General features: G+C 30.2%; 15 protein-coding genes and 5 tRNA genes. 17 read left to right on the top strand and 3 right to left on the bottom strand.

Features of this window, described 5'->3' with window-relative positions; genetic code table 11:
* Positions 1-116 precede the first annotated feature (116 nt).
* From CKV87_RS09515 to gpmI, 3 genes are read right to left on the bottom strand one after another with little or no spacing between them, the layout of a single operon-like run.
* Positions 117-2,096, bottom strand: coding sequence for a transglycosylase domain-containing protein (locus tag CKV87_RS09515; RefSeq protein WP_012147826.1), 1,980 nt, complete (start codon positions 2,094-2,096; stop codon positions 117-119).
* A 3-nt stretch (positions 2,097-2,099) separates the two neighbouring features.
* Positions 2,100-2,789 carry an ATP-binding cassette domain-containing protein gene (locus CKV87_RS09510; RefSeq protein WP_012147825.1) on the bottom strand — a complete coding sequence of 230 codons (690 nt, stop codon included), beginning with the start codon at positions 2,787-2,789 and terminating at the stop codon, positions 2,100-2,102.
* Positions 2,789-4,264 carry a 2,3-bisphosphoglycerate-independent phosphoglycerate mutase gene (gene gpmI, locus CKV87_RS09505; RefSeq protein ID WP_012147824.1) on the bottom strand — a complete coding sequence of 492 codons (1,476 nt, stop codon included), beginning with the start codon at positions 4,262-4,264 and terminating at the stop codon, positions 2,789-2,791. The genes CKV87_RS09510 and gpmI overlap by 1 nt, the downstream gene beginning before the upstream one ends.
* A gap of 69 nt (positions 4,265-4,333) precedes the next feature.
* Between gpmI and mraY the strand changes: the two genes are divergently transcribed.
* The 17 genes from mraY to rpoC all read left to right on the top strand — a co-directional run bounded on the left by mraY (position 4,334) and on the right by rpoC (position 20,723).
* Positions 4,334-5,395, top strand: coding sequence for a phospho-N-acetylmuramoyl-pentapeptide-transferase (gene mraY, locus CKV87_RS09500; protein WP_004511264.1), 1,062 nt, complete (start codon positions 4,334-4,336; stop codon positions 5,393-5,395).
* Positions 5,396-5,404: 9 nt separating this feature from the next.
* The gene (gene murD / locus CKV87_RS09495; protein ID WP_012147823.1) at positions 5,405-6,583 is read left to right on the top strand and encodes a UDP-N-acetylmuramoyl-L-alanine--D-glutamate ligase; all 1,179 of its coding nucleotides are present in this window, start codon (positions 5,405-5,407) and stop codon (positions 6,581-6,583) included.
* Positions 6,584-6,620: 37 nt separating this feature from the next.
* Positions 6,621-6,696: transfer RNA gene (locus tag CKV87_RS09490), tRNA-Phe, on the top strand.
* An 11-nt stretch (positions 6,697-6,707) separates the two neighbouring features.
* A tRNA-Thr gene (locus tag CKV87_RS09485) sits at positions 6,708-6,784 on the top strand.
* A gap of 57 nt (positions 6,785-6,841) precedes the next feature.
* Positions 6,842-6,926: transfer RNA gene (locus tag CKV87_RS09480), tRNA-Tyr, on the top strand.
* Positions 6,927-6,935: 9 nt separating this feature from the next.
* Positions 6,936-7,012, top strand: a tRNA-Gly gene (locus CKV87_RS09475).
* A gap of 209 nt (positions 7,013-7,221) precedes the next feature.
* Positions 7,222-8,430 carry an elongation factor Tu gene (gene tuf, locus CKV87_RS09470; protein WP_004511262.1) on the top strand — a complete coding sequence of 403 codons (1,209 nt, stop codon included), beginning with the start codon at positions 7,222-7,224 and terminating at the stop codon, positions 8,428-8,430.
* Between the two features lie 12 nt (positions 8,431-8,442).
* Positions 8,443-8,613: a 50S ribosomal protein L33 gene (gene rpmG / locus CKV87_RS09465; protein ID WP_004511261.1), complete on the top strand. Its 171-nt coding sequence runs from the start codon at positions 8,443-8,445 to the stop codon at positions 8,611-8,613.
* Positions 8,614-8,653: 40 nt separating this feature from the next.
* Positions 8,654-8,729: transfer RNA gene (locus CKV87_RS09460), tRNA-Trp, on the top strand.
* Between the two features lie 78 nt (positions 8,730-8,807).
* Positions 8,808-8,990 carry a preprotein translocase subunit SecE gene (gene secE, locus CKV87_RS09455; protein WP_004511260.1) on the top strand — a complete coding sequence of 61 codons (183 nt, stop codon included), beginning with the start codon at positions 8,808-8,810 and terminating at the stop codon, positions 8,988-8,990.
* Positions 8,991-8,999: 9 nt separating this feature from the next.
* The gene (gene nusG / locus CKV87_RS09450; protein ID WP_004511259.1) at positions 9,000-9,527 is read left to right on the top strand and encodes a transcription termination/antitermination protein NusG; all 528 of its coding nucleotides are present in this window, start codon (positions 9,000-9,002) and stop codon (positions 9,525-9,527) included.
* 94 nt (positions 9,528-9,621) lie between these two features.
* The gene (rplK, locus tag CKV87_RS09445; protein ID WP_004511258.1) at positions 9,622-10,047 is read left to right on the top strand and encodes a 50S ribosomal protein L11; all 426 of its coding nucleotides are present in this window, start codon (positions 9,622-9,624) and stop codon (positions 10,045-10,047) included.
* A 75-nt stretch (positions 10,048-10,122) separates the two neighbouring features.
* Positions 10,123-10,821 carry a 50S ribosomal protein L1 gene (gene rplA, locus CKV87_RS09440; protein WP_004511257.1) on the top strand — a complete coding sequence of 233 codons (699 nt, stop codon included), beginning with the start codon at positions 10,123-10,125 and terminating at the stop codon, positions 10,819-10,821.
* 160 nt (positions 10,822-10,981) lie between these two features.
* Positions 10,982-11,470 (top strand): 50S ribosomal protein L10, encoded by a 489-nt coding sequence (rplJ, locus tag CKV87_RS09435; protein WP_004511256.1) that lies wholly within the window; start codon positions 10,982-10,984, stop codon positions 11,468-11,470.
* Positions 11,471-11,521: 51 nt separating this feature from the next.
* Positions 11,522-11,893: a 50S ribosomal protein L7/L12 gene (rplL, locus tag CKV87_RS09430; protein ID WP_004511255.1), complete on the top strand. Its 372-nt coding sequence runs from the start codon at positions 11,522-11,524 to the stop codon at positions 11,891-11,893.
* A 156-nt stretch (positions 11,894-12,049) separates the two neighbouring features.
* Positions 12,050-16,198, top strand: coding sequence for a DNA-directed RNA polymerase subunit beta (gene rpoB / locus CKV87_RS09425; RefSeq protein WP_004511254.1), 4,149 nt, complete (start codon positions 12,050-12,052; stop codon positions 16,196-16,198).
* Positions 16,188-20,723, top strand: a complete 4,536-nt coding sequence (gene rpoC, locus CKV87_RS09420) for a DNA-directed RNA polymerase subunit beta' (RefSeq protein WP_012147822.1) — start codon at positions 16,188-16,190, stop codon at positions 20,721-20,723. The genes rpoB and rpoC overlap by 11 nt, the downstream gene beginning before the upstream one ends.
* Positions 20,724-20,788 lie beyond the last annotated feature (65 nt).

Genomic DNA, 20,788 nt, shown 5'->3' with positions numbered 1-20,788 from the left:
TATTTAAAAGTAATCTATTTATTAATAATAATTTTGTTTTGATTTTTTATTTTGAAGTATGTGTAAAAGCTATAAAGAACATTTTCCTTTATAGCTTTTTAAAATGAAGAAGTTTATTAGAACTCTAAAACTTCTTCATTAGAATTTGATTGGTCTATTAGAATTTGTGAATCAATATCTGGTAAAGGAGACATATCTGTATATAGTTCATCTTTCCCATTAAAATTACCAACATAAACACCTTCTGGTTTTGTAAATGTTCTAGGAATTTCAGGATGAAGTGCTAGATATTTTTTAAAGAAGTATGAAAATGCTGGAGCTGCTAAAGTACTTCCTGTCTCACTTTTTCTCATAGGAGTATTATCATCTTGTCCAAACCAAACTATTGTTTGAATTGATGGTGAAAATCCACAAAACCAAGCATCAATATTATCATTTGTAGTTCCAGTTTTACCTGCAAGTTCTATTCCTTCAACTGCTGCTCTTTTTCCTGTTCCTTTATTTACAACATCATTTAAAATTGAAACCATCAAATAATTTTGTTCAGGTTTATTTATCTCTTTTGTTTGAGGTTCAAAAGTTACACTTTTCCCATCTTTATTTACAATTTGTTCAACAATATATGGTTTTACTTGAGTTCCATTATTTGCAAAAGTGCTATATGCTTCACTAAATTCAACTAAAGATACACTCATCGAACCTAAAGTTATAGATAAATTATCAACTATATCTTTAAATCCGTATGTTTTTAAATCGTTTGTAACAACTCCCACTCCAACATCAGTTACTAAGTTAAGAGTTGATAAATTTCTTGACTGTGTTAAAGAATCTCTTAGTGTCACAATACCTTGGAAGTTTCCTCCATAATTTTTTGGTTGCCATTTTTTTTGAACACCACCTACTGTATAGTTATATGTTCTTGAAATATCAAAAAGTTGGCTAGCAGGATTATAACCTTCATTCAAGGCTGTTTGGTATAAAAATGGTTTTATTGCACTTCCAGCTTGTCTTTTTGATTGGAATGCTCTATTAAATACTGATTGATTATAATCAACTCCTCCAACCATTGCTAATATTTTACCTGTGCTACTTTCCATTGTGATCATTGCTGCATTTAGCTCTTTTGTATAAGGATTATTATCTGGGTCTTTAGAATTTTTTCTTATTTCTAAATCTCTTTTTAAAGCCTCTTCATAAGCTCTTTTTATAGAATCATTTGCCATTTCTTGAGCATCTAAATCAATAGTCAAATAAACTTTATATCCACCATAAATAATATCTGGAACATCATTTATTAATTGACTTATTGCATAATCAATAGCATAAGGAGCTACATTTTTTGTCAAAGTTTGATTGTGAATAGTTGGTGTTTCATTTATAGCTTCTTCATATTGTTCTTTTGTAATCCAACCTAAAGTATCCAGTCTTGTGATAACTTGATTAGCTCGAGCTAATGAAACTTGAAGATTTCTTGTTGGATCATAAAAGCTTGGAGCTCGTGGAAGACCTACTAAAATAGCTATCTCTTTTAAAGATAATTCGTATAAATCTTTATTAAAATAACCTTTTGCAGCAGTTTTTATTCCATAATAACCATGTCCAAAATATGTATGATTTAAATATCTTTCTAAAATTTCTTCTTTTGTTAAAATAGTTTCAAGTCTAATTGCAAGTAGGGCTTCTTTAACTTTTCTCATTAACTTTTTTTCTCTAGTTAAAGTAAGATTTTTTATAAGTTGTTGAGTTAATGTACTAGCACCTTCTACAAAACCACCAGCTTTTAAGTTTTTTATCATAGCACGACTAATCGCATCAGGATTTATTCCCCAATGTTCAAAAAATTGTGTATCTTCAATAGCAACTAATCCTTCTATTACACGAGCAGGGATATCATCATATTTCACATATTCTCTATTTTCGTCTTTAAAAGTATTTGCTAAAAGCCTTCCTTCTTTATCAAAGAACTGTGTACTTTGTTTTGGAGAATAGTTTACAACTTTATCAACGTCATCTTTTATTTGATCGTACAAATCATATAAAAAACCTGCAATGGCAAGTCCTAAAACAACAGCTAAACCAAAAATATATTTCATCATATTTTAAATCCTAAAATCTTTATTTTTAAAAGTCGAATTAATCAAACTTTTTGTGTATTCATCTTTTGGTGAAGATAAAACATCTTTTGTCAAACCTTTTTCAACAATCTCTCCATTTTTTAAAATAACAATATTTTCACAAATATCTTTAATCGATTCTATATCATGAGTTACAAAAAGAATTAAAATATTTAGTTGTTTTTTTAAATCATTTACTATATTTATTATATTATTTTTATTTTCTATATCCAAAGCTGTTGTTGGTTCATCAAGCAAAAGTAATTTTATATTTCTGCTTAATGCTATTGCAATAACAACTCTTTGGATTTGACCACCACTTAGTTGTGATGGAAATTTATTTAAGATTGATTTATCTAAATCTAAAAGTTTTAAAACTTCCTCTTTTTTTTCATTTGAACAGAAAAATTGATTTTTGATTTTTGTCATAGAAGATAAAGAAGTAAATGGATTTTGTGGAATAAATCCTATTGAATCATAGTTTAACTCAAAAGGTGAATCTATCTCTTTTTTTAATTTCAAATTTGATGGAAGAAGATTTAATAATGCTTTTAAAGTTAAAGATTTTCCACTTCCACTCTCTCCTATTAATGCACAAGAGTTAGTTATCTCAAAAGAGATATTTACTAACATTTTGTTTTGTGAAGAGATTTGTAATTTTTTTATATTTAACATTATATTAAAGGTTCATCCATCTCTTTTGGAATCTCTAAATTCATAAGTTTTAAAACTGTTGGAGCAATATTATTTAAACTTCCAGTTTTTACTTCTTTTACTTTTGGTGAATAAACAAAACAATAAACATCTCCAACTGTATGATTTGTTAAGATATTTCCTTCATCATCTTTCATCATTTCACAATTTCCATGGTCTGATGTTAAAATAATATTGTAATTTTGTTTTTTTGCTAATTCAAAAATTTGACCTAATTCAAAATCAACTGCTTCAACTGCTTTAACTGCAGCTTCAAAAACTCCTGTGTGCCCAACCATATCACCATTTGCAAAATTTACAACTATAAAATCTATGTTGTTATTCATAGCAGTTCTTACAGCACTTCCAACTTCAGGAGCTGACATTTCAGGTTTTAAGTCATAAGTTGCAACTTGAGGAGAAGGAATTAAAACTCTTGATTCATTTAAAACAGGTTCTTCAACTCCTCCATTAAAGAAAAATGTAACATGAGCATATTTTTCAGTTTCAGCTGTGTGAAGTTGAGAAAGTCCTGCATTTGAAATAACTTCTGCTAAAGTATTTTTTGGATTATCTTTAGGGAAAAGTACAGGAATAAATACATTTTTATCATATTGTGTCATAGAAGCAAAATTTAAACTACCTTTAAAAGTATCAAATTCATTAAAATCAGCTTTTGCAAAAACACTAGAGATCTCTCTCATTCTATCACTTCTAAAGTTACAGAAGATTATTCCATCATTTTTTTCTATTCCATTATATCCTTCAAAAGAAGTTGGTTCGATAAATTCATCAAAAATTTCATTTTTATATGAAGTTTCAATATAAGATAAAATATCATCTTGAGTTTTTGGATTTGCAAAAGTTATTGAATCATAAGCTTTTTTTACTCTATCCCATCTATTATCTCTATCCATAGCGTAATATCTTCCAGAAATTGTAGCGATTTTTATATCTTCATCACAAATTTCTAAAATCTGATTTATATAAGTTTTTGCACAATTTGGTGCAACATCTCTTCCATCAGTGATAATATGAATAAAAACTTTTTTGCCCATGTTTTTTGCTATTTTTGCCATTGCAATAATATGATTTATGTGAGAGTGAACACCACCATCGCTAGCAAGTCCTAAAAGATGAATATTATTTGATTTTGAAATTGTATTTTTTAAAACTTCATTATCTTTTAATGTATCATTTTTTATTGCAAGATGTATTTTTACTAGATCTTGATATAAAACTCTTCCACTTCCTATTGTCATATGTCCTACTTCACTATTACCCATTTGCATATCAGGTAATCCAACATATTCTCCATAAGTATGAATTAATGAATATGGTACATTTTCAAATAGATAATCATAAGTTGGTTTTTTTGCTGTATAAAAGGCATTATTCTTATTTGAAGAGTTATGTCCTATTCCATCTGTTATTATAAGTAGTGTTTTATTACTCATTTATTTAAACCTTTTAAAAAGTATAATATATTATAATCGCGCCTATTATATCAAAATCAAGGTTTAATTTTGTTTTATTGGCTTTATAGACACCTAGAAATCAACATCTTACAGTATATTTCTGTTCGTGCAGGAATCAGTTTTTTTATAGCATTTGTTTTAACTATGTATTTGATGCCTAAATTTATTAGGTGGGCAAGAGCCAAAAAAGCTTCTCAACCGATTTATGAATTAGCTCCTGAAAATCATAAAATAAAAGCTGGAACTCCTACTATGGGGGGAGTTGTTTTCATATTTTCTACAATTATTGCTACTGTTTTAACTGCCAAACTTAATAATTTTTATATAGTTGGTGGAATTTTAACTCTTGCTCTTTTTTCATTAATCGGAATTCAAGATGATTACTCAAAAATATCAAAAGAGAAAAATAGTGCAGGTTTAACTCCTAGAATGAAATTAATATTTCAGTTTTTATGTGCTGCTTCAATAGCTGGGATTCTTTTTTTATACGGTCATTCTACTGAACTTTTTACACCATTTTATAAGTTTCCATTATTTGAAATGGGAGTTTTTGGGATAGTATTTTGGATGTTTGTAATTGTTGGATCTTCTAATGCAGTTAATTTAACAGATGGATTAGATGGACTAGCAACTGTGCCATCAATTTTAGCATTTTCTACTTTGTCAATATTAGTTTATGTTGTTGGTCATGCTGTTTTTGCAAACTATTTATTATTTCCAAATATTCAAATTGCTGGTGAATTAGCTATTATGGGAAGTGCAATTTGCGGTGCTTTAATTGCTTTTTTATGGTTTAATTCTCATCCTGCTGAAGTTTTTATGGGAGATTCTGGTTCTTTACCTCTTGGTGCATTTATGGGATATTTAGCAATAGTTGCAAAATCTGAGATTTTATTACTTGCAATTGGGTTTATTTTTGTTTGGGAAACAGTTTCTGTTATTTTACAAGTTGGTTCATATAAATTAAGACAAAAAAGAGTTTTTTTAATGGCACCAATTCATCATCACTTTGAGCAAAAAGGTTGGAAAGAAAACAAAATTATTGTAAGGTTTTGGATTATTGCATTTATGTCAAACTTAATTGCATTGTTAAGTTTAAAAATCAGATAAAGAAAAATTATGAAAATAGATAATAGAAAAATTAGAGTTTTAGGAAAAGGTGTTACTTCTCTTGCATTAAAAGATAAATTCCCAAATGCAACACTTTATGATGATAGCGATTTTAATTCATATGATAAAAATTCAGATGAATTAACAGTTGTAAGTCCTGGAATTCCTCCTTACAATCAAATGATTTCAAATTCAAAGAATCTTATTAGTGATTATGATTTATTTGAGGACATTATGCCTTTTTCTATTTGGATATCAGGAACAAATGGAAAAACTACGACAACACAAATGTGTCAACATTTATTAGAAAAATATGATTCAATCTATGGTGGAAATATTGGTGTTCCTTTAAGTTACTTAGATGAAAATAAAAAAATTTGGATTTTAGAAACTTCATCATTTACTTTACATTATACATATAAAGCAAAACCAAACATTTATATATTACTTCCGATTACAGAAGATCATATAACTTGGCATGGAAGTTTTGAAGAATATAAAAAAGCAAAATTAAAACCTTTAGAATTAATGAATGAAAATGATATAGCAATAATTCCAAATGAATTTAAAGATGTAAAAACAAAGGCTTTTGTAATCACATATAATGATAGTGATGATTTATGTGAATTTTTTAATATTGATAAATCAAAAATTAAATTTAAAGAACCATTTTTATTAGATTCGATTTTATCATTATGTACAAGTAAAATAATTTTTGATGAAATTAACTATGATTTGATAAATGAATTTATTATTGATAAACATAAAGTTGAAGAATTTTATGATAAAAAAAATAGATTATGGATTGATGATAGTAAAGCTACAAACGTTGATGCAACAATAAAAGCATTAATTCCTTATCAAAAAAGTAATATTCATATTATATTAGGCGGAGATGATAAAGGTGCAAATTTAGTTCCATTATTTGAAAATATAAAAAATTTAGATATTACAGTTTATGCTATTGGAACAAATGCAAATAGAATTTCGCAATATTGCGAAGAATTTTCTATAAATGTGTTTAAGTGTGATTTTTTAAATATAGCAGTTGAAAAAATTAGTGAAAATATGAATCAAGATAGTATTGCAATTTTATCTCCTGCAGCTGCTTCTTTGGACCAATTTAAGTCTTATGCTCATAGAGGAGATGAATTCAAAAATAAAGTGCATAATTTAAGTTTAGATTAATATATTAAGATGTATAATCTCACTCCAATTTGGCATTGGTTCGATAGCTCAGTCGGTAGAGCAAAGGATTGAAAATCCTTGTGTCGACAGTTCGATTCTGTCTCGAACCACCATTTTATTTGGCGCTGGTGTAGCTCAGTTGGCTAGAGCAGCTGATTTGTAATCAGCAGGTCGGGGGTTCGACTCCCTTCACCAGCTCCATTTTGTCGTGCGTAATCTAAATGAGCAGCGCTTGACCAGAACAATAATTTTTTTAACGGTGAGGTTGGAGAGTGGTCAAATCCTGCGGACTGTAAATCCGCCGCCTACGGCTTCGAAGGTTCGAATCCTTCTCTCACCACCACGCAATGTTGCGGGAGTAGCTCAGTTGGCTAGAGCTTCTGCCTTCCAAGCAGACTGTCGCGAGTTCGAGTCTCGTCTCCCGCTCCATTTTATTGATTACTGGGAGCTGAGTTATAAGCACAACTTTTTATAACTCTTTTATTAATTTACTCCCATTAAAGTTATTTTTAGTATTTTTATTATATAATACGCAACACAATTTTGTGTATAAAACACAATCCCCTCTGAATAGAGAAGCCTTTGGGCTTATCTACTCAGAGGGCAATTAAGCAAAAAATTTTAGAAGGAGATTTCCTATGGCAAAAGAAAAGTTTTCAAGAAATAAGCCACACGTTAATATTGGTACAATCGGTCACGTTGACCACGGTAAAACTACTTTAACAGCTGCTATTTCTGCGGTTCTTGCAGTTAAATATGGTGGAGAGATGAAAGATTATGATCAAATCGATAACGCTCCAGAAGAAAGAGAAAGAGGTATTACAATTGCTACTTCTCACATTGAGTACGAAACTGCAAAAAGACACTATGCTCACGTAGATTGTCCAGGACACGCGGATTATGTTAAAAACATGATTACTGGTGCTGCTCAAATGGACGGAGCTATCTTAGTTATCGCTTCAACTGATGGACCTATGGCACAAACAAGAGAGCACATCTTATTATCAAAACAAGTTGGTGTTCCATACATCGTTGTATTTATGAACAAAGAAGATCAATTAGATCCTCAAGATAAAGAAGAGATGTTAGAACTTGTTGAAATGGAAATTAGAGAATTATTATCTACTTACGATTTCCCAGGTGATGATACTCCAATTATTGCTGGTTCTGCATTCCAAGCGTTAGAAGAAGCTAAAGCTGGTGCTGTTGGTCCTTGGGGAGAAAAAATCGTTGCTTTAATGGACGCAGTTGATGAATATATTCCAACTCCAGAAAGAGATATCGATCAAGCATTCTTAATGCCAGTTGAAGACGTATTCTCTATCTCAGGAAGAGGAACAGTTGTTACTGGAAGAATTGAAAAAGGTACAATTAAAGTTGGTGAAGAGATCGAAATCGTTGGATTTGGAGATACTAGAAAAACAACAGTTACTGGTGTTGAAATGTTCAGAAAAGAAATGGATCAAGGACAAGCTGGAGATAACTGCGGTATTCTTTTAAGAGGTATCAAAAAAGAAGATGTTGAAAGAGGACAAGTATTAGTTAAACCAGGTACAATTACTCCACATACTAAATTTAGATGCGAAGTGTATATCCTTTCTAAAGAGGAAGGTGGAAGACATACTCCATTCTTCTCAGGATATAGACCACAGTTTTATGTAAGAACAACAGACGTAACAGGTTCTTGTACTTTACCAGAAGGTACTGAAATGGTTATGCCAGGTGATAACGTAGAAATGACAGTTGAATTAGTTGCTCCAATTGCTCTAGACAAAGGTACTAAATTTGCTATTAGAGAAGGTGGTAGAACTGTAGGTGCTGGAGTTGTTGCTGAAATTATCGCATAATAAGGATTGTTTATGGCAAATGCAGTAAGAATTAAAATAGGATTAAAATGCCAAGAAAGTGGAGATATTAACTACACTACTTGGAAAAATCCAAAAACTCACACTGAAAAGTTTGAAGTTAAAAAATATTGTCCAAGATTAAAAAAACATACTACTCATAAAGAAGTTAAGTTAAAATCTTAAGACAACTTTTCTTGGACTTGTAATTTTACAAGTCCAAATTAGGTCAGTAGCTCCAATGGTAGAGCGCCGGATTCCAAATCCGATGGTTGTGGGTTCGAATCCCCCCTGGCCTGCCACTAAATTTTTCTTAAAGAAGTTGAGACTTTTTTAAAAAGAATTTAAAATCTATATAGTAATTAAAATCGGAGTTAACTGTGAATAAATTAAAAAATTATTATTCTAGTGTAAAGTCAGAATTATCAAAAGTAATTTTTCCTATAAAAGAACAAATTAGAACAGCTTATATATCTGTTTTTATTGTAGTAACAGTAATATCTCTATTTTTAGCTTTGATTGATGGAATAATGTCAATAAGCTTATCTTCTATTATAAATTAAGGGTATAAAATGGCACATAAATGGTATGCAATACAAACTTATTCAGGTAGTGAGTTGTCTGTAAAAAAAGCTTTAATTAAATTAGCTGAAGAGATGGCTGATGATAGAATTCAAGAAGTTTTAGTGCCAACAGAAGATTTAATTGAAATTAAAAAAGGTAAAAAAACTATTGTTGAAAGACCTTTATATCCAGCATATGCGTTTGCTAAAATCGATTTGGATACTGGGTTATGGCATAGAATTCAATCAATGCCAAAAGTTGGAAGATTTATTGGCGAATCTAAAAAACCAACTGCTTTATCTGATAAAGATATTAATTTAATTTTAGAAAAAGTTAAAAATAGAGCAGCTGCTAAACCAAAAGTTTCTTTTGATACAGGGGAAATGGTTAGAATAAATGAAGGTGCATTCGCAAACTTTAACGGTTTAGTTGAAGATTTTGATATGGTTTCTGGAATTTTGAAATTAAATGTATCTATATTCGGTAGAAATACTCCTGTTGAGATTTCTTATACACAAGTTGAAAGAATAGTATAATTCTTTTTAATATAGGCATTAGGCAAAAAAACTAGCTTCTTTATAGTTTTCTTGCCTAATGTCTAATCATTAAAATATTTTTTAAAGGAATAGCATGGCTAAGAAAATACAAGGGTTTTTAAAACTTCAAATACCTGCAGGTGCAGCGAACCCATCACCACCAGTTGGACCAGCTTTAGGTCAAAGAGGTGTTAATATTATGGAATTTTGTAAAGCATTTAATGAAAAAACAAAAGATAAAGCGGGATATAGAATTCCTGTTGTTCTTACAATTTATACAGATAAAAGCTTTACTTTCGAATTAAAACAACCACCAATGACAGAATTAATTAAAAAAATTTCTGGGGTTAAAAAAGGTAGTGATAATCCACTTAAAAATAAAGTTGGAAAATTATCAAAAGCACAAATTATGGAAATCGTTGATATGAAAATCAAAGATTTAAATACAGATGATAGAGAAGTTGCAGCAAAAATTGTTGCTGGTTCAGCTAGATCAATTGGTATTGAAACAGAATTATAAGATTCTGTTTTAAGAAAGTCTTACCACCGGACTTTATAATGGCGGTAGCAAAATAAAAATATTGCGGAGAAAATAATGGCAAAAGTTTCAAAAAGATATAAAGCGTTAGCTGAAAAAGTTGAAGAAAGAAAATACTCTTTAGCTGAAGCTTGTACAACTGTAAGAGATTTAAAATCAGCTAAATTTGATGAGAGTGTTGAAATCGCTCTTAACTTAAACGTAGATCCAAGACATGCTGATCAAATGATTAGAGGTGCAGTTGTTCTTCCAAATGGTACTGGAAAAACAGTTAGAGTTGCAGTATTTGCAAAAGGTGTTAAATTAGATGAAGCAAAAGCAGCTGGTGCTGATGTTGTTGGAAATGATGATTTAGCTGAAGCTATTCAAGCAGGAAATATTAACTTTGATGTATTAATTGCAACTCCTGATTGTATGGGAATTGTTGGTAAAGTTGGAAGAATTTTAGGACCAAAAGGTTTAATGCCAAATCCTAAAACTGGAACTGTTACAATGGACGTTACAAAAGCAGTTAATGACGCTAAAGGTGGACAAGTTACATATAGAGTTGACAAAAAAGGTAATATGCAAGCAGCTGTTGGAAAAGTTTCTTTTTCTGCTGAAGCTATTAAAGAAAATGTTGAAGCATTCGTTGCTGCAATCAACAAAGCAAAACCTTCAACTGCAAAAGGAAGATATATCACTAATGCAGCGATTTCTTTAACTATGAGCCCATCTATTATTTTAGATAATATGGAATTAATGGAAATAAGATAAGGATTTTCCTTATCTTTTCTAATATTCAAATGTGTTGATATTTTATCAATATTTTTGAGTGTTATTCAAAGCACTGAAATAAAACTAAAGACAGCTGGTAAGAAACTTTCCTCGTTTCTTGTAAGTCCCGCCTAAGTCGATGTTTTGAAAGGAGGAAAATATGACAAGAGAAGAAAAATCGCAAGTTATTGATTTTTTAACAGCAGAATTTAAAAGTTCATTAGCAGTTGTTGTTTGTGACTATAAAGGACTTACTCATAAAGAGTTAGAAACTTTAAGAAAAGAAGCAAAAGCTAATAATACAAAAGTTCAAGTAGCTAAAAATACTTTAGTTACAGTTGCAGTTAAAAATGCTGAACTTGGAGATATCGAATTAAGTGGAACAAATATTTTCTTATGGTCTGATGATCAAATTTCAGCTTGTAAAGTAGCTGATAAATTTGCATCTGCAAATAAAGAAAAATTTGCTATTAAATCAGGAATCATTGAAGGTCAAATTTCAGATGCATCTAAAGTTAATGCATTTGCTAAATTACCATCTAGAGAAGAACTTCTTGGAATGCTTGCATCTGTATGGATGGGACCAGTTAGAAACTTTACTATTGGTCTTGATGCTCTTAGAAGAAAAAAAGAAGAAGAGGCTGCTTAATTATTAAGCAATAAATAAAAATTAAAAAAATATATTAAAAAGGAAAATGAAATGGCTGTTTCTAAAGAAGATGTTTTAGAATTTATCTCTGGTTTATCAGTATTAGAATTATCAGAATTAGTAAAAGAATTTGAAGAAAAATTTGGTGTATCTGCTCAACCTGTAGCAGTTGCTGGTGGTGCTGTAGCTGCTGTTGAAGCTGTTGAAGAAAAAACTGAATTCGATGTTATCATTGTAGATTCAGGAGATAAAAAAATCAACGTAATTAAAGAAATCAGAGCAATCACTGGTTTAGGATTAAAAGAAGCTAAAGATGCTGCTGAGCAAACTCCTTCAACAATTAAAGAAGGAATCTCTAAAGCTGACGCTGAAGCATTTAAAGCTCAATTAGAAGCTGCTGGTGCGAAAGTAGAAGTAAAATAATTTAACTGTTATGCAGGGATTTATCCTTGCATATAGTTTAGCATCTTTGAGGGTTAAGATTAAAATTTAAGGGAATTTTAATCTTATCCTTTATGGATGCTTTTGTGCTTTATACTAAAAAAGCAAACTTAACCAAATTTTATAACAAGGCCTAAAATGTTAAACTCTTTAAAATCTGGTAATAGACTTAGAGTTGATTTTGCAAAAAATCCACAAAAAATTGAAATTCCAAACTTACTACAGTTACAACAAACTTCATATGACACATTTTTAATGATTGGTCAGGAAGATAGAACTACTGCTGGTATAGAAAAAGTATTCAAATCTATTTTTCCAATTCATGATGTTCAAAATAGACTTACACTTGATTATTTAGGTAGCGAAGTTGGTAAACCTAAATATGATGTTAGAGAGTCAATGGTTAGAGGACTAACTTACTCAATTCCTCTTAAAATTAATATTAGATTAACTTTATGGGATTTAGACGAAAAAACTGGTGAAAAAATCGGTGTTAAAGATATGAAAGAACAATCTTTATTCATCAGAGAAATTCCTTTAATGACTGATAGAACATCTTTTATTGTTAATGGTGTTGAAAGAGTTGTTGTTAATCAATTACATAGATCTCCTGGTGTTATCTTCAAAGAAGAAGAATCAAATACTGCTGATAATAAACTTATTTATACTGGGCAAATTATTCCAGACCGTGGTTCATGGTTATATTTTGAATATGATTCAAAAGATGTATTATATGTAAGAATTAATAAAAGAAGAAAAGTTCCTGTAACAATTTTATTTAGAGCATTAGGTTATTCTAAAGAAGATATTATCAAACTATTTTATCCAATTGTTAATATTAAAATTAAAAATAATAAATTTTTAACTGAATTTAATCCTGACGATTTTATGGGAAGAATTGAATTTGATGTTAAAGATGACAAGGGTAACTTAGTTATTGGTGCTGGAAAAAGATTAACTGCTAGAAAAGCTAAAGCTTTAATTGAAGGTGGATTAAAATTAATTGAATATCCATTAGAATTATTAATGGACAGAAGTACAGCAAATACAATTTATGATCCAGAATCTGGAGAAGTTTTATTTGATGCTTTAACAAATCTTGATGAATTAAAATTAAAAAAACTTTTAGATTTAGGATTTGAATCATTTGATATCGCAAATGATTTAGCTGTTGGAATTGATGCTTCTATTATAAATGCATTCAAAGCTGATGCTGAATCTTTAAAATTATTAAAACAAACAGAACAAATTGATGATGAAAATGATTTAGCAGCAATTAGAATTTATAAAGTTATGAGACCAGGTGAGCCTGTAACTAAAGAAGCTGCAAAAGATTTTGTTAAAAAACTTTTCTTTGATCCAGAAAGATATGATTTAACAAAAGTTGGAAGAATGAAAATGAATCATAAATTAGGTGTAAATGTACCTGAGTACGTTACAACTTTAACTTATGAAGATGTTATCAAAACTGTTCAATATTTAGTAAAAGTTAAATCTGGTCATGGTCATATCGATGATAGAGATCACTTAGGAAATAGAAGAATTAGAGCAATTGGTGAATTACTTGCAAATGAATTACATGCTGGTTTAATCAAAATGCAAAAAGCTATTAGAGATAAAATGACTACTTTAAGTGGAACATTAGAAGACTTAATGCCACATGATTTAGTTAACTCTAAAATGATTACTTCAACAATTACTGAATTCTTTACAAGTGGTCAATTATCTCAATTTATGGACCAAACAAATCCATTATCAGAAGTTACTCATAAAAGAAGACTTTCTGCATTAGGAGAGGGTGGTTTAGTAAAAGAAAGAGCTGGATTTGAAGTAAGGGACGTTCACCCAACTCACTATGGAAGAATCTGTCCAGTTGAAACTCCAGAGGGTCAAAATATTGGACTTATCAATACTTTATCAACTTTCTCAAAAGTTAATGATTTAGGATTTATTGAAGCTCCATATAAAAAAGTTGTAGATGGTGTTGTTACAAATGAAATTTCATACTATACAGCTACTCAAGAAGAGGGACTTGTAATTGCTCCTGGTTCAACAAAAGTTGATGAGAATGGAAAAATTATTGAACCATTGATTGAAGTTAGAAAAAATGGTGAAATTTTATTAATGGAAAGAAATAGTGTTGATTTAATAGATATTTCTTCTCAAATGGTTATGGGGGTTGCAGCTTCTTTAATCCCATTCTTAGAACATGATGATGCCAATAGAGCACTTATGGGTTCAAACATGATGAGACAAGCGGTTCCTTTATTAAGACCAAGTGCTCCTGTTGTTGGAACTGGATTAGAAAAAATCGTTGCACGTGATGCTTGGGAAGCGATTAAAGCTAATAGAGCTGGACTTGTAGAAAAAGCAGATGCAAAAAATATTTACATCAGAGGTGAAGATGAAAACGGTGCTTTCATTGATCACTATACTGTAAATAAAAATGTAAGAACAAATAATAATACATCATTTGGACAAAGAATTGCAGTTAAAGAGGGTGATTTTGTTCAAAAAGGTCAAGTAATTGCTGATGGTCCATCTATGGATAAAGGTGAACTTGCTGTTGGTATTAATGCAATGGTTGCATTTATGCCATGGAATGGATATAACTACGAAGATGCTATTATTTTAAGTGAAAGATTAATTGAAGAAGATGCATTCACATCTGTTCATATTTATGAAAAAGAGATTGAATGTAGAGAATTAAAACATGGTAATGAAGAGATAACAAGAGATTTACCAGGTGTAAAAGAAGAATCAATTTCTCATTTAGACAATTCAGGAATCGTAAAAGTAGGAACTTATGTTACTCCTGGAATGATTTTAGTTGGAAAAGTAACTCCTAAAGGTGAAATTAAACCAACTCCAGAAGAAAGACTACTTAGAGCAATTTTTGGTGAAAAAGCAGGACATGTAATAAATAAATCTTTAGTGTGTCCAACATCAATGGAAGGTACTGTTGTTGATGTAAAAGTATTTACTAAAAAAGGTTATGAAAAAGACGATAGAGCTGTAGCTGAAATCGAATCAGAAAAAGCAGAACTTGATTTAAAACACCATGATAAATTATTGATGTTAGATAGAGAAGAGATTTTAAAAATCAATGATTTATTATTAAAAGCTACTTTAACTAAAGATGTAGAATTAGATGATGTTGTTTATAAAAAAGGTGAAACAATTCCTGTTGATGTTTTAAATAATGTTAATAGATTTGCTATGAAAAAAGTTGTATCTTCATATTCTAAAGAGATAGAAAAAGCATACAATGATATTAAAGAATACTTTATTAAACAAAAAGCTCATTTAAGAGAAGAGCATGAAGAAAAACTTCAAATTTTAGAACACGATGATATTTTATCTTCAGGTGTTATAAAACAAGTAAAAGTTTATATAGCAACTAAAAGAAAAATCAAAGTTGGTGATAAAATGGCTGGGCGACACGGAAACAAAGGTATCGTTTCTAACATTGTTCCAAAAGTTGATATGCCATATTTAGAAGATGGAACAACAGTTGATGTTATTTTAAATCCACTAGGGGTTCCTTCTAGGATGAATATTGGGCAAATTCTTGAAGTTCACTTAGGATTAGCTGGTAAAAAACTTGGTAACCAAATTCAAGATATTTTTGAAGCAAAAAGAGCTGATTTTATTGCAGAACTAAGAGCAAAAATGACTGAAATTGCAAGTGTTGCAAAACTTATGAATGGTAAAGCATTTATGGATTCTTTAAATGATGAAGAATTAGTTCAATATGCACAAGATTGGGCAAAAGGTGTAAGATTTGCTACTCAAATCTTTGATGGAGTAAAAGCAGAAGAATTTGCAAAATTATTTGAATTAGCAAAAATTGATAGCGATGGTAAATGTGTTCTTTTTGATGGGAAAACTGGTGAAAAAATGAAAGAAAGAGTAAACGTAGGTTATATGTATATGCTTAAACTTCACCACTTAGTTGACGAAAAAGTTCATGCTAGAAGTACAGGTCCATATTCTCTTGTAACACAACAACCAGTTGGAGGAAAAGCTCTATTTGGTGGACAAAGATTTGGAGAGATGGAAGTTTGGGCATTAGAAGCTTATGGTGCAACAAATGTACTTAAAGAGATGCTTACAACAAAATCTGATGATGTTGAAGGTAGAACAAAAGCTTATAGAGCAATTGCGAATGGTGAAAATGTTCCTAATTCTGGAGTTCCAGAGACATTCTTCGTATTAACAAAAGAGTTAAAAGCTCTAGCACTAGATGTAGAGATTTTTGGAGAGGTAGAAAACAATGAGCAATAATGAAAAAGTATTGTCACCAATTGAGATAAAAGAGTTAGAAAGACCACAAGATTTTTCAGCTTTTCAACTAAAATTAGCAAGTCCAGAAAAAATACTTTCTTGGTCTTGTGGTGAAGTTAAAAAACCTGAAACAATTAATTATAGAACATTAAAACCAGAGAGAGATGGATTATTTTGTGCTAAAATTTTTGGACCAGTAAAAGATTATGAGTGTCTTTGTGGTAAATACAAAAAGATGAGATACAAAGGTGTTGTTTGTGAAAAATGTGGAGTTGAAGTAACTTCATCAAAAGTTAGACGACATAGAATGGGACATATTGAGTTAGTATCTCCTGTTGCTCATATTTGGATGGTTAGTTCTCTTCCTACAAGAATAGGAACACTTTTAGGTGTAAAATTAAAAGACCTAGAAAGAGTATTATATTATGAAGCATATATTGTAAGTAATCCTGGTGAAGCTTACTATGATAATGAAAAAACTAAAAAAGTTGAAAAATATGATATTTTAAATGAAGAGCAATATAGAACTATCTCTGATTTATTTGAACATACTGGTTTTGAAGCTAATATGGGTGGAGAAATTGTAAGAGATTTATTAGCAGGACTTGATTTATTTGAATTATTAACTCTATTAAAAGAAGAGATGGAAACAACTAAATCTGAAGCTAAAAGAAAAACAATTATCAAAAGATTAAAAGTTGTTGAAAACTTCTTAAATTCAGGAAATAGACCTGAGTGGATGATGCTTACACAACTTCCAGTTCTTCCACCAGATTTAAGACCACTTGTTTCACTTGATGGTGGAAAATTTGCTGTTTCAGACGTAAATGACTTATATAGAAGAGTTATTAATAGAAATAACAGATTAAAAAGATTAACTGAACTTGATGCTCCAGAAATTATTATCAGAAATGAAAAAAGAATGCTTCAAGAAGCAGTTGATGCTTTATTTGATAATGGAAAAACTGCAAATGCAGTTAAAGGTGCAAATAAAAGACCTTTAAAATCTTTATCAGAAATTATTAAAGGTAAACAAGGACGATTCAGACAAAACTTACTTGGTAAAAGGGTTGACTTCTCAGGAAGATCTGTTATCGTTGTTGGACCATCTTTAAATATGGATCAATGTGGTATTCCTAAAAAAATGGCTCTAGAGTTATTTAAACCGCATTTAATGGCTAAATTAGAAGAAAAAGGTTATGCAACAACTTTAAAAGCTGCAAAAAGATTGATTGAAAATGAATCAAATGAAGTTTGGGAATGTTTAAATGAAATCGTTGATGAATATCCAATTTTATTAAACAGAGCTCCAACTCTTCACAAATTATCAATTCAAGCTTTTCACCCTGTTTTAATTGATGGAAAAGCTATTAGATTACACCCACTTGTTTGTGCTGCATTTAATGCGGACTTCGATGGTGACCAAATGGCAGTTCACGTGCCTTTATCACAAGAAGCGGTTGCAGAAGCAAAAATTTTGATGATGAGTTCAATGAATATTCTTTTACCTGCAAGTGGTAGAGCAATTGCTGTTCCTTCTCAAGATATGATTTTAGGAATTTATTATCTATCTTTAGTAAAAGAGGGTGTAAAAGGTGAACATAAACTATTTACTGATGTAAATGAAGTAAAAATTGCATTAGACATGGGACAAATTGATCTTCATGCTAAAATCAGAACAAGAATTGGTGATAGAATAATTCAAACAACTGTTGGAAGATTAATTATTCATGAAATTTTACCAAGTTTTGTACCTGCAAATTTATGGAATAAAATATTAAAGAAAAAAGATATTGGTATATTAGTTGATTATATCTACAAAGAAGCTGGATATGAAGTAACACCAAGATTCTTAGATGACCTTAAAAATTTAGGTTTCAAATATGCAACAATTGCAGGAATTTCTATCTCTATTGATGATATTAGAGTTCCAGAAAATAAAATTATGCATATTAGTAAATCTAAAAAAGATGTTATCGAAGTTCAAAAACAGTTCTCACAAGGACTTTTAACTGAGCAAGAAAGATATAATAAAATTATTGATATTTGGACAGAAGTAAATAATAAACTTGCATCTGAAATGATGGAGCTTGTTAAAGGTGATAAAAATGGATTTAACTCTATTTATATGATGGCTGATTCAGGAGCTAGAGGATCTGCTGCTCAAATTAGACAGTTATCAGGTATGAGAGGACTTATGGCAAAACCAGATGGTTCTATTATTGAAACACCAATTATTTCAAACTTTAGAGAAGGTCTAAACGTACTTGAGTACTTTATTTCTACTCACGGAGCTAGAAAAGGTCTTGCGGATACAGCGTTAAAAACAGCAAATGCTGGATATTTAACAAGAAAACTGATTGACGTTTCTCAAAATGTAAGAATTACAATTGAAGATTGTGGAACGCATGAAGGTATTGAAATTACAGATATTACATCTGGAAATGAATTAATAGAGTCTTTAGAAGAAAGAATTACAGGAAGAGTAATTGCTGAAGATATTATTGATCCAATTTCAAATGAAATTTTATTTGCTGAAGGAACTTTAATAACTGAAGAAGATGCAAAAGTTGTAACTGAAGCAGAAGTAAAATCAGTAGTTATTAGAACACCTTTAACTTGTAAAGTTGAAAATGGATTATGTTCAAAATGTTATGGACTAAATCTTGGTGAGCAAAGAAAAGCTAAACCTGGTGAAGCAGTTGGAGTTGTTGCAGCTCAATCTATTGGGGAACCTGGAACTCAGCTAACACTAAGAACTTTCCACGTTGGGGGAACTGCAAGTGCAACTCAAACAGAAAGAGAGTTAAAAGCAGATAAAGAAGGATTCATTAGATATTACAATATTAAAAAATATGTAACAACTGATGGAAAAATCATTGTAGCAAATAGAAGAAATGCTGGATTATTATTAGTTGAACCAAAAATTAATGCACCATTTAAAGGTAAAGTTACAGTTGAAACAGTTCACGAAGAGATTATTTTAACTATTGCTAATTCAACAGAAGAGAAAAAATACTTCTTAAGAAAAAATGATGTTGCTAAAGCAAATGAGTTAGCAGGAATTTCTGGAAAAATTGAAGGTAAATTATATTTACCATACAAAGATGGTGAAGAAGTTAATCTAAATGAATCTATTGTTGAAATAATCAAAGATGGATGGAATGTTCCAAACAGAATTCCATTTGCTTCTGAGTTAAAAGTTGAAGATGGAGCACCTGTTACATCTAAAATTATTACTGGAGCAAAAGGTATTGTTAAATACTACAAATTAACGGGTGATTATTTAGAAAGAAGACATGATATCAAAGCTGGAGATATAATAACAGAAAAAGGGCTTTTTGCTGTTATTGCTGATACAGAAGATAGAGAAGCTTTAAGACACTATATTTCTAGAGGATCTTGTATTGCTTTAAATGATAATACTGAAGTTGAAAAAGATACAGTTATTTCTGCTCCTGCAAAAAATGAGCAAGTAGTAATTGCAGAATGGGATCCTTATGCAAACCCAACAATTGCTGAAAAAGCTGGGGTTATTTCATTTGAAGATGTTATTCCAGGTGTTACTGTTTCTGAACAATTCGATGAATTAACTGGAACATCAAAACTTGTTATTAACGAGTATATTCCAAGTGGATATAAACCAACTGTTATTTTAACAACTGATGATAATGAAATTATTAGATATTCTTTAGATCCAAAAATTTCATTAAATGTTAGTGAAGGAAAAAGAGTAGAAGTTGCAGATATCATTGGTAAAACGCCAAAAGCAACTCAAAAATCAAAAGATATTACTGGAGGTCTTCCAAGAGTATCTGAATTATTTGAGGCTAGACGTCCAAAAAATATTGCGATTTTAGCATCTTTTGATGGAGTTGTATCATTTGGAAAAGGATTAAGAAATAAACAAAAAATCCTTATTACAGATTCAACAGGAAATAGTGTAGAATATCTAGTAGAAAAATCTAAACAAGTTTTAGTTCATGAAGGTGAGTTCGTTCATGCTGGTGAAGCTTTAACTGATGGACAGATTTCTCCTCATGATATTTTAAGAATTCTTGGAGAAAAAGCATTACATTACTTTATTGTTTCTGAAGTACAACAAGTATATAGATCTCAAGGGGTAAATATTGCGGATAAACATATTGAGGTAATTACATCTCAAATGTTAAGACAAGTTTCTATTTTAGATGGTGGAGATACTAAATTCATTGTTGGTGATATGATTTCTAAAAAGAAATTTAAACTTGAAAATGAAAAAATTATAAAATTAGGTGGAAATCCTGCAATTGCTGAACCTTTATTACTAGGTATTACAAGAGCTGCTGTTACATCTGATTCTATTATCTCAGCTGCTTCTTTCCAAGAAACTACAAAAGTTTTAACAGAAGCTGCAATTAGTGCTAAAATGGATATGTTAGAAGACTTAAAAGAAAATGTTGTTATTGGTAGAACAATTCCAGTAGGAACAGGTCTATATAAAGATCAAAAAGTTAAGTTTTCTGAGCAAGAAATCTCTAAATAATAAGGCTTTCTAGCCTTATTAGCTTTAAATATAAAATGGAATATTTATACTTACTTATTATTTTT

The sequence above is a fragment of the Aliarcobacter butzleri genome (assembly GCF_900187115.1).
Lineage (GTDB): Bacteria > Campylobacterota > Campylobacteria > Campylobacterales > Arcobacteraceae > Aliarcobacter > Aliarcobacter butzleri.
This window is presented reverse-complemented; position numbering and strand designations above follow the sequence as displayed.

Bases quoted from the DNA above. Each gene is read 5' to 3' on its own strand.
- rplJ (WP_004511256.1), top strand. From the start codon at position 10,982: ATGACAAGAGAAGAAAAATCGCAAGTTATTGATTTTTTAACAGCAGAA.
- rpoB (WP_004511254.1), top strand. From the start codon at position 12,050: ATGTTAAACTCTTTAAAATCTGGTAATAGACTTAGAGTTGATTTTGCA.
- murD (WP_012147823.1), top strand. From the start codon at position 5,405: ATGAAAATAGATAATAGAAAAATTAGAGTTTTAGGAAAAGGTGTTACT.
- gpmI (WP_012147824.1), bottom strand. From the start codon at position 4,264: ATGAGTAATAAAACACTACTTATAATAACAGATGGAATAGGACATAAC.
- CKV87_RS09515 (WP_012147826.1), bottom strand. From the start codon at position 2,096: ATGATGAAATATATTTTTGGTTTAGCTGTTGTTTTAGGACTTGCCATT.
- rplL (WP_004511255.1), top strand. From the start codon at position 11,522: ATGGCTGTTTCTAAAGAAGATGTTTTAGAATTTATCTCTGGTTTATCA.
- rplK (WP_004511258.1), top strand. From the start codon at position 9,622: ATGGCTAAGAAAATACAAGGGTTTTTAAAACTTCAAATACCTGCAGGT.
- rplA (WP_004511257.1), top strand. From the start codon at position 10,123: ATGGCAAAAGTTTCAAAAAGATATAAAGCGTTAGCTGAAAAAGTTGAA.
- CKV87_RS09510 (WP_012147825.1), bottom strand. From the start codon at position 2,789: ATGTTAAATATAAAAAAATTACAAATCTCTTCACAAAACAAAATGTTA.
- tuf (WP_004511262.1), top strand. From the start codon at position 7,222: ATGGCAAAAGAAAAGTTTTCAAGAAATAAGCCACACGTTAATATTGGT.
- rpoC (WP_012147822.1), top strand. From the start codon at position 16,188: ATGAGCAATAATGAAAAAGTATTGTCACCAATTGAGATAAAAGAGTTA.
- nusG (WP_004511259.1), top strand. From the start codon at position 9,000: ATGGCACATAAATGGTATGCAATACAAACTTATTCAGGTAGTGAGTTG.
- rpmG (WP_004511261.1), top strand. From the start codon at position 8,443: ATGGCAAATGCAGTAAGAATTAAAATAGGATTAAAATGCCAAGAAAGT.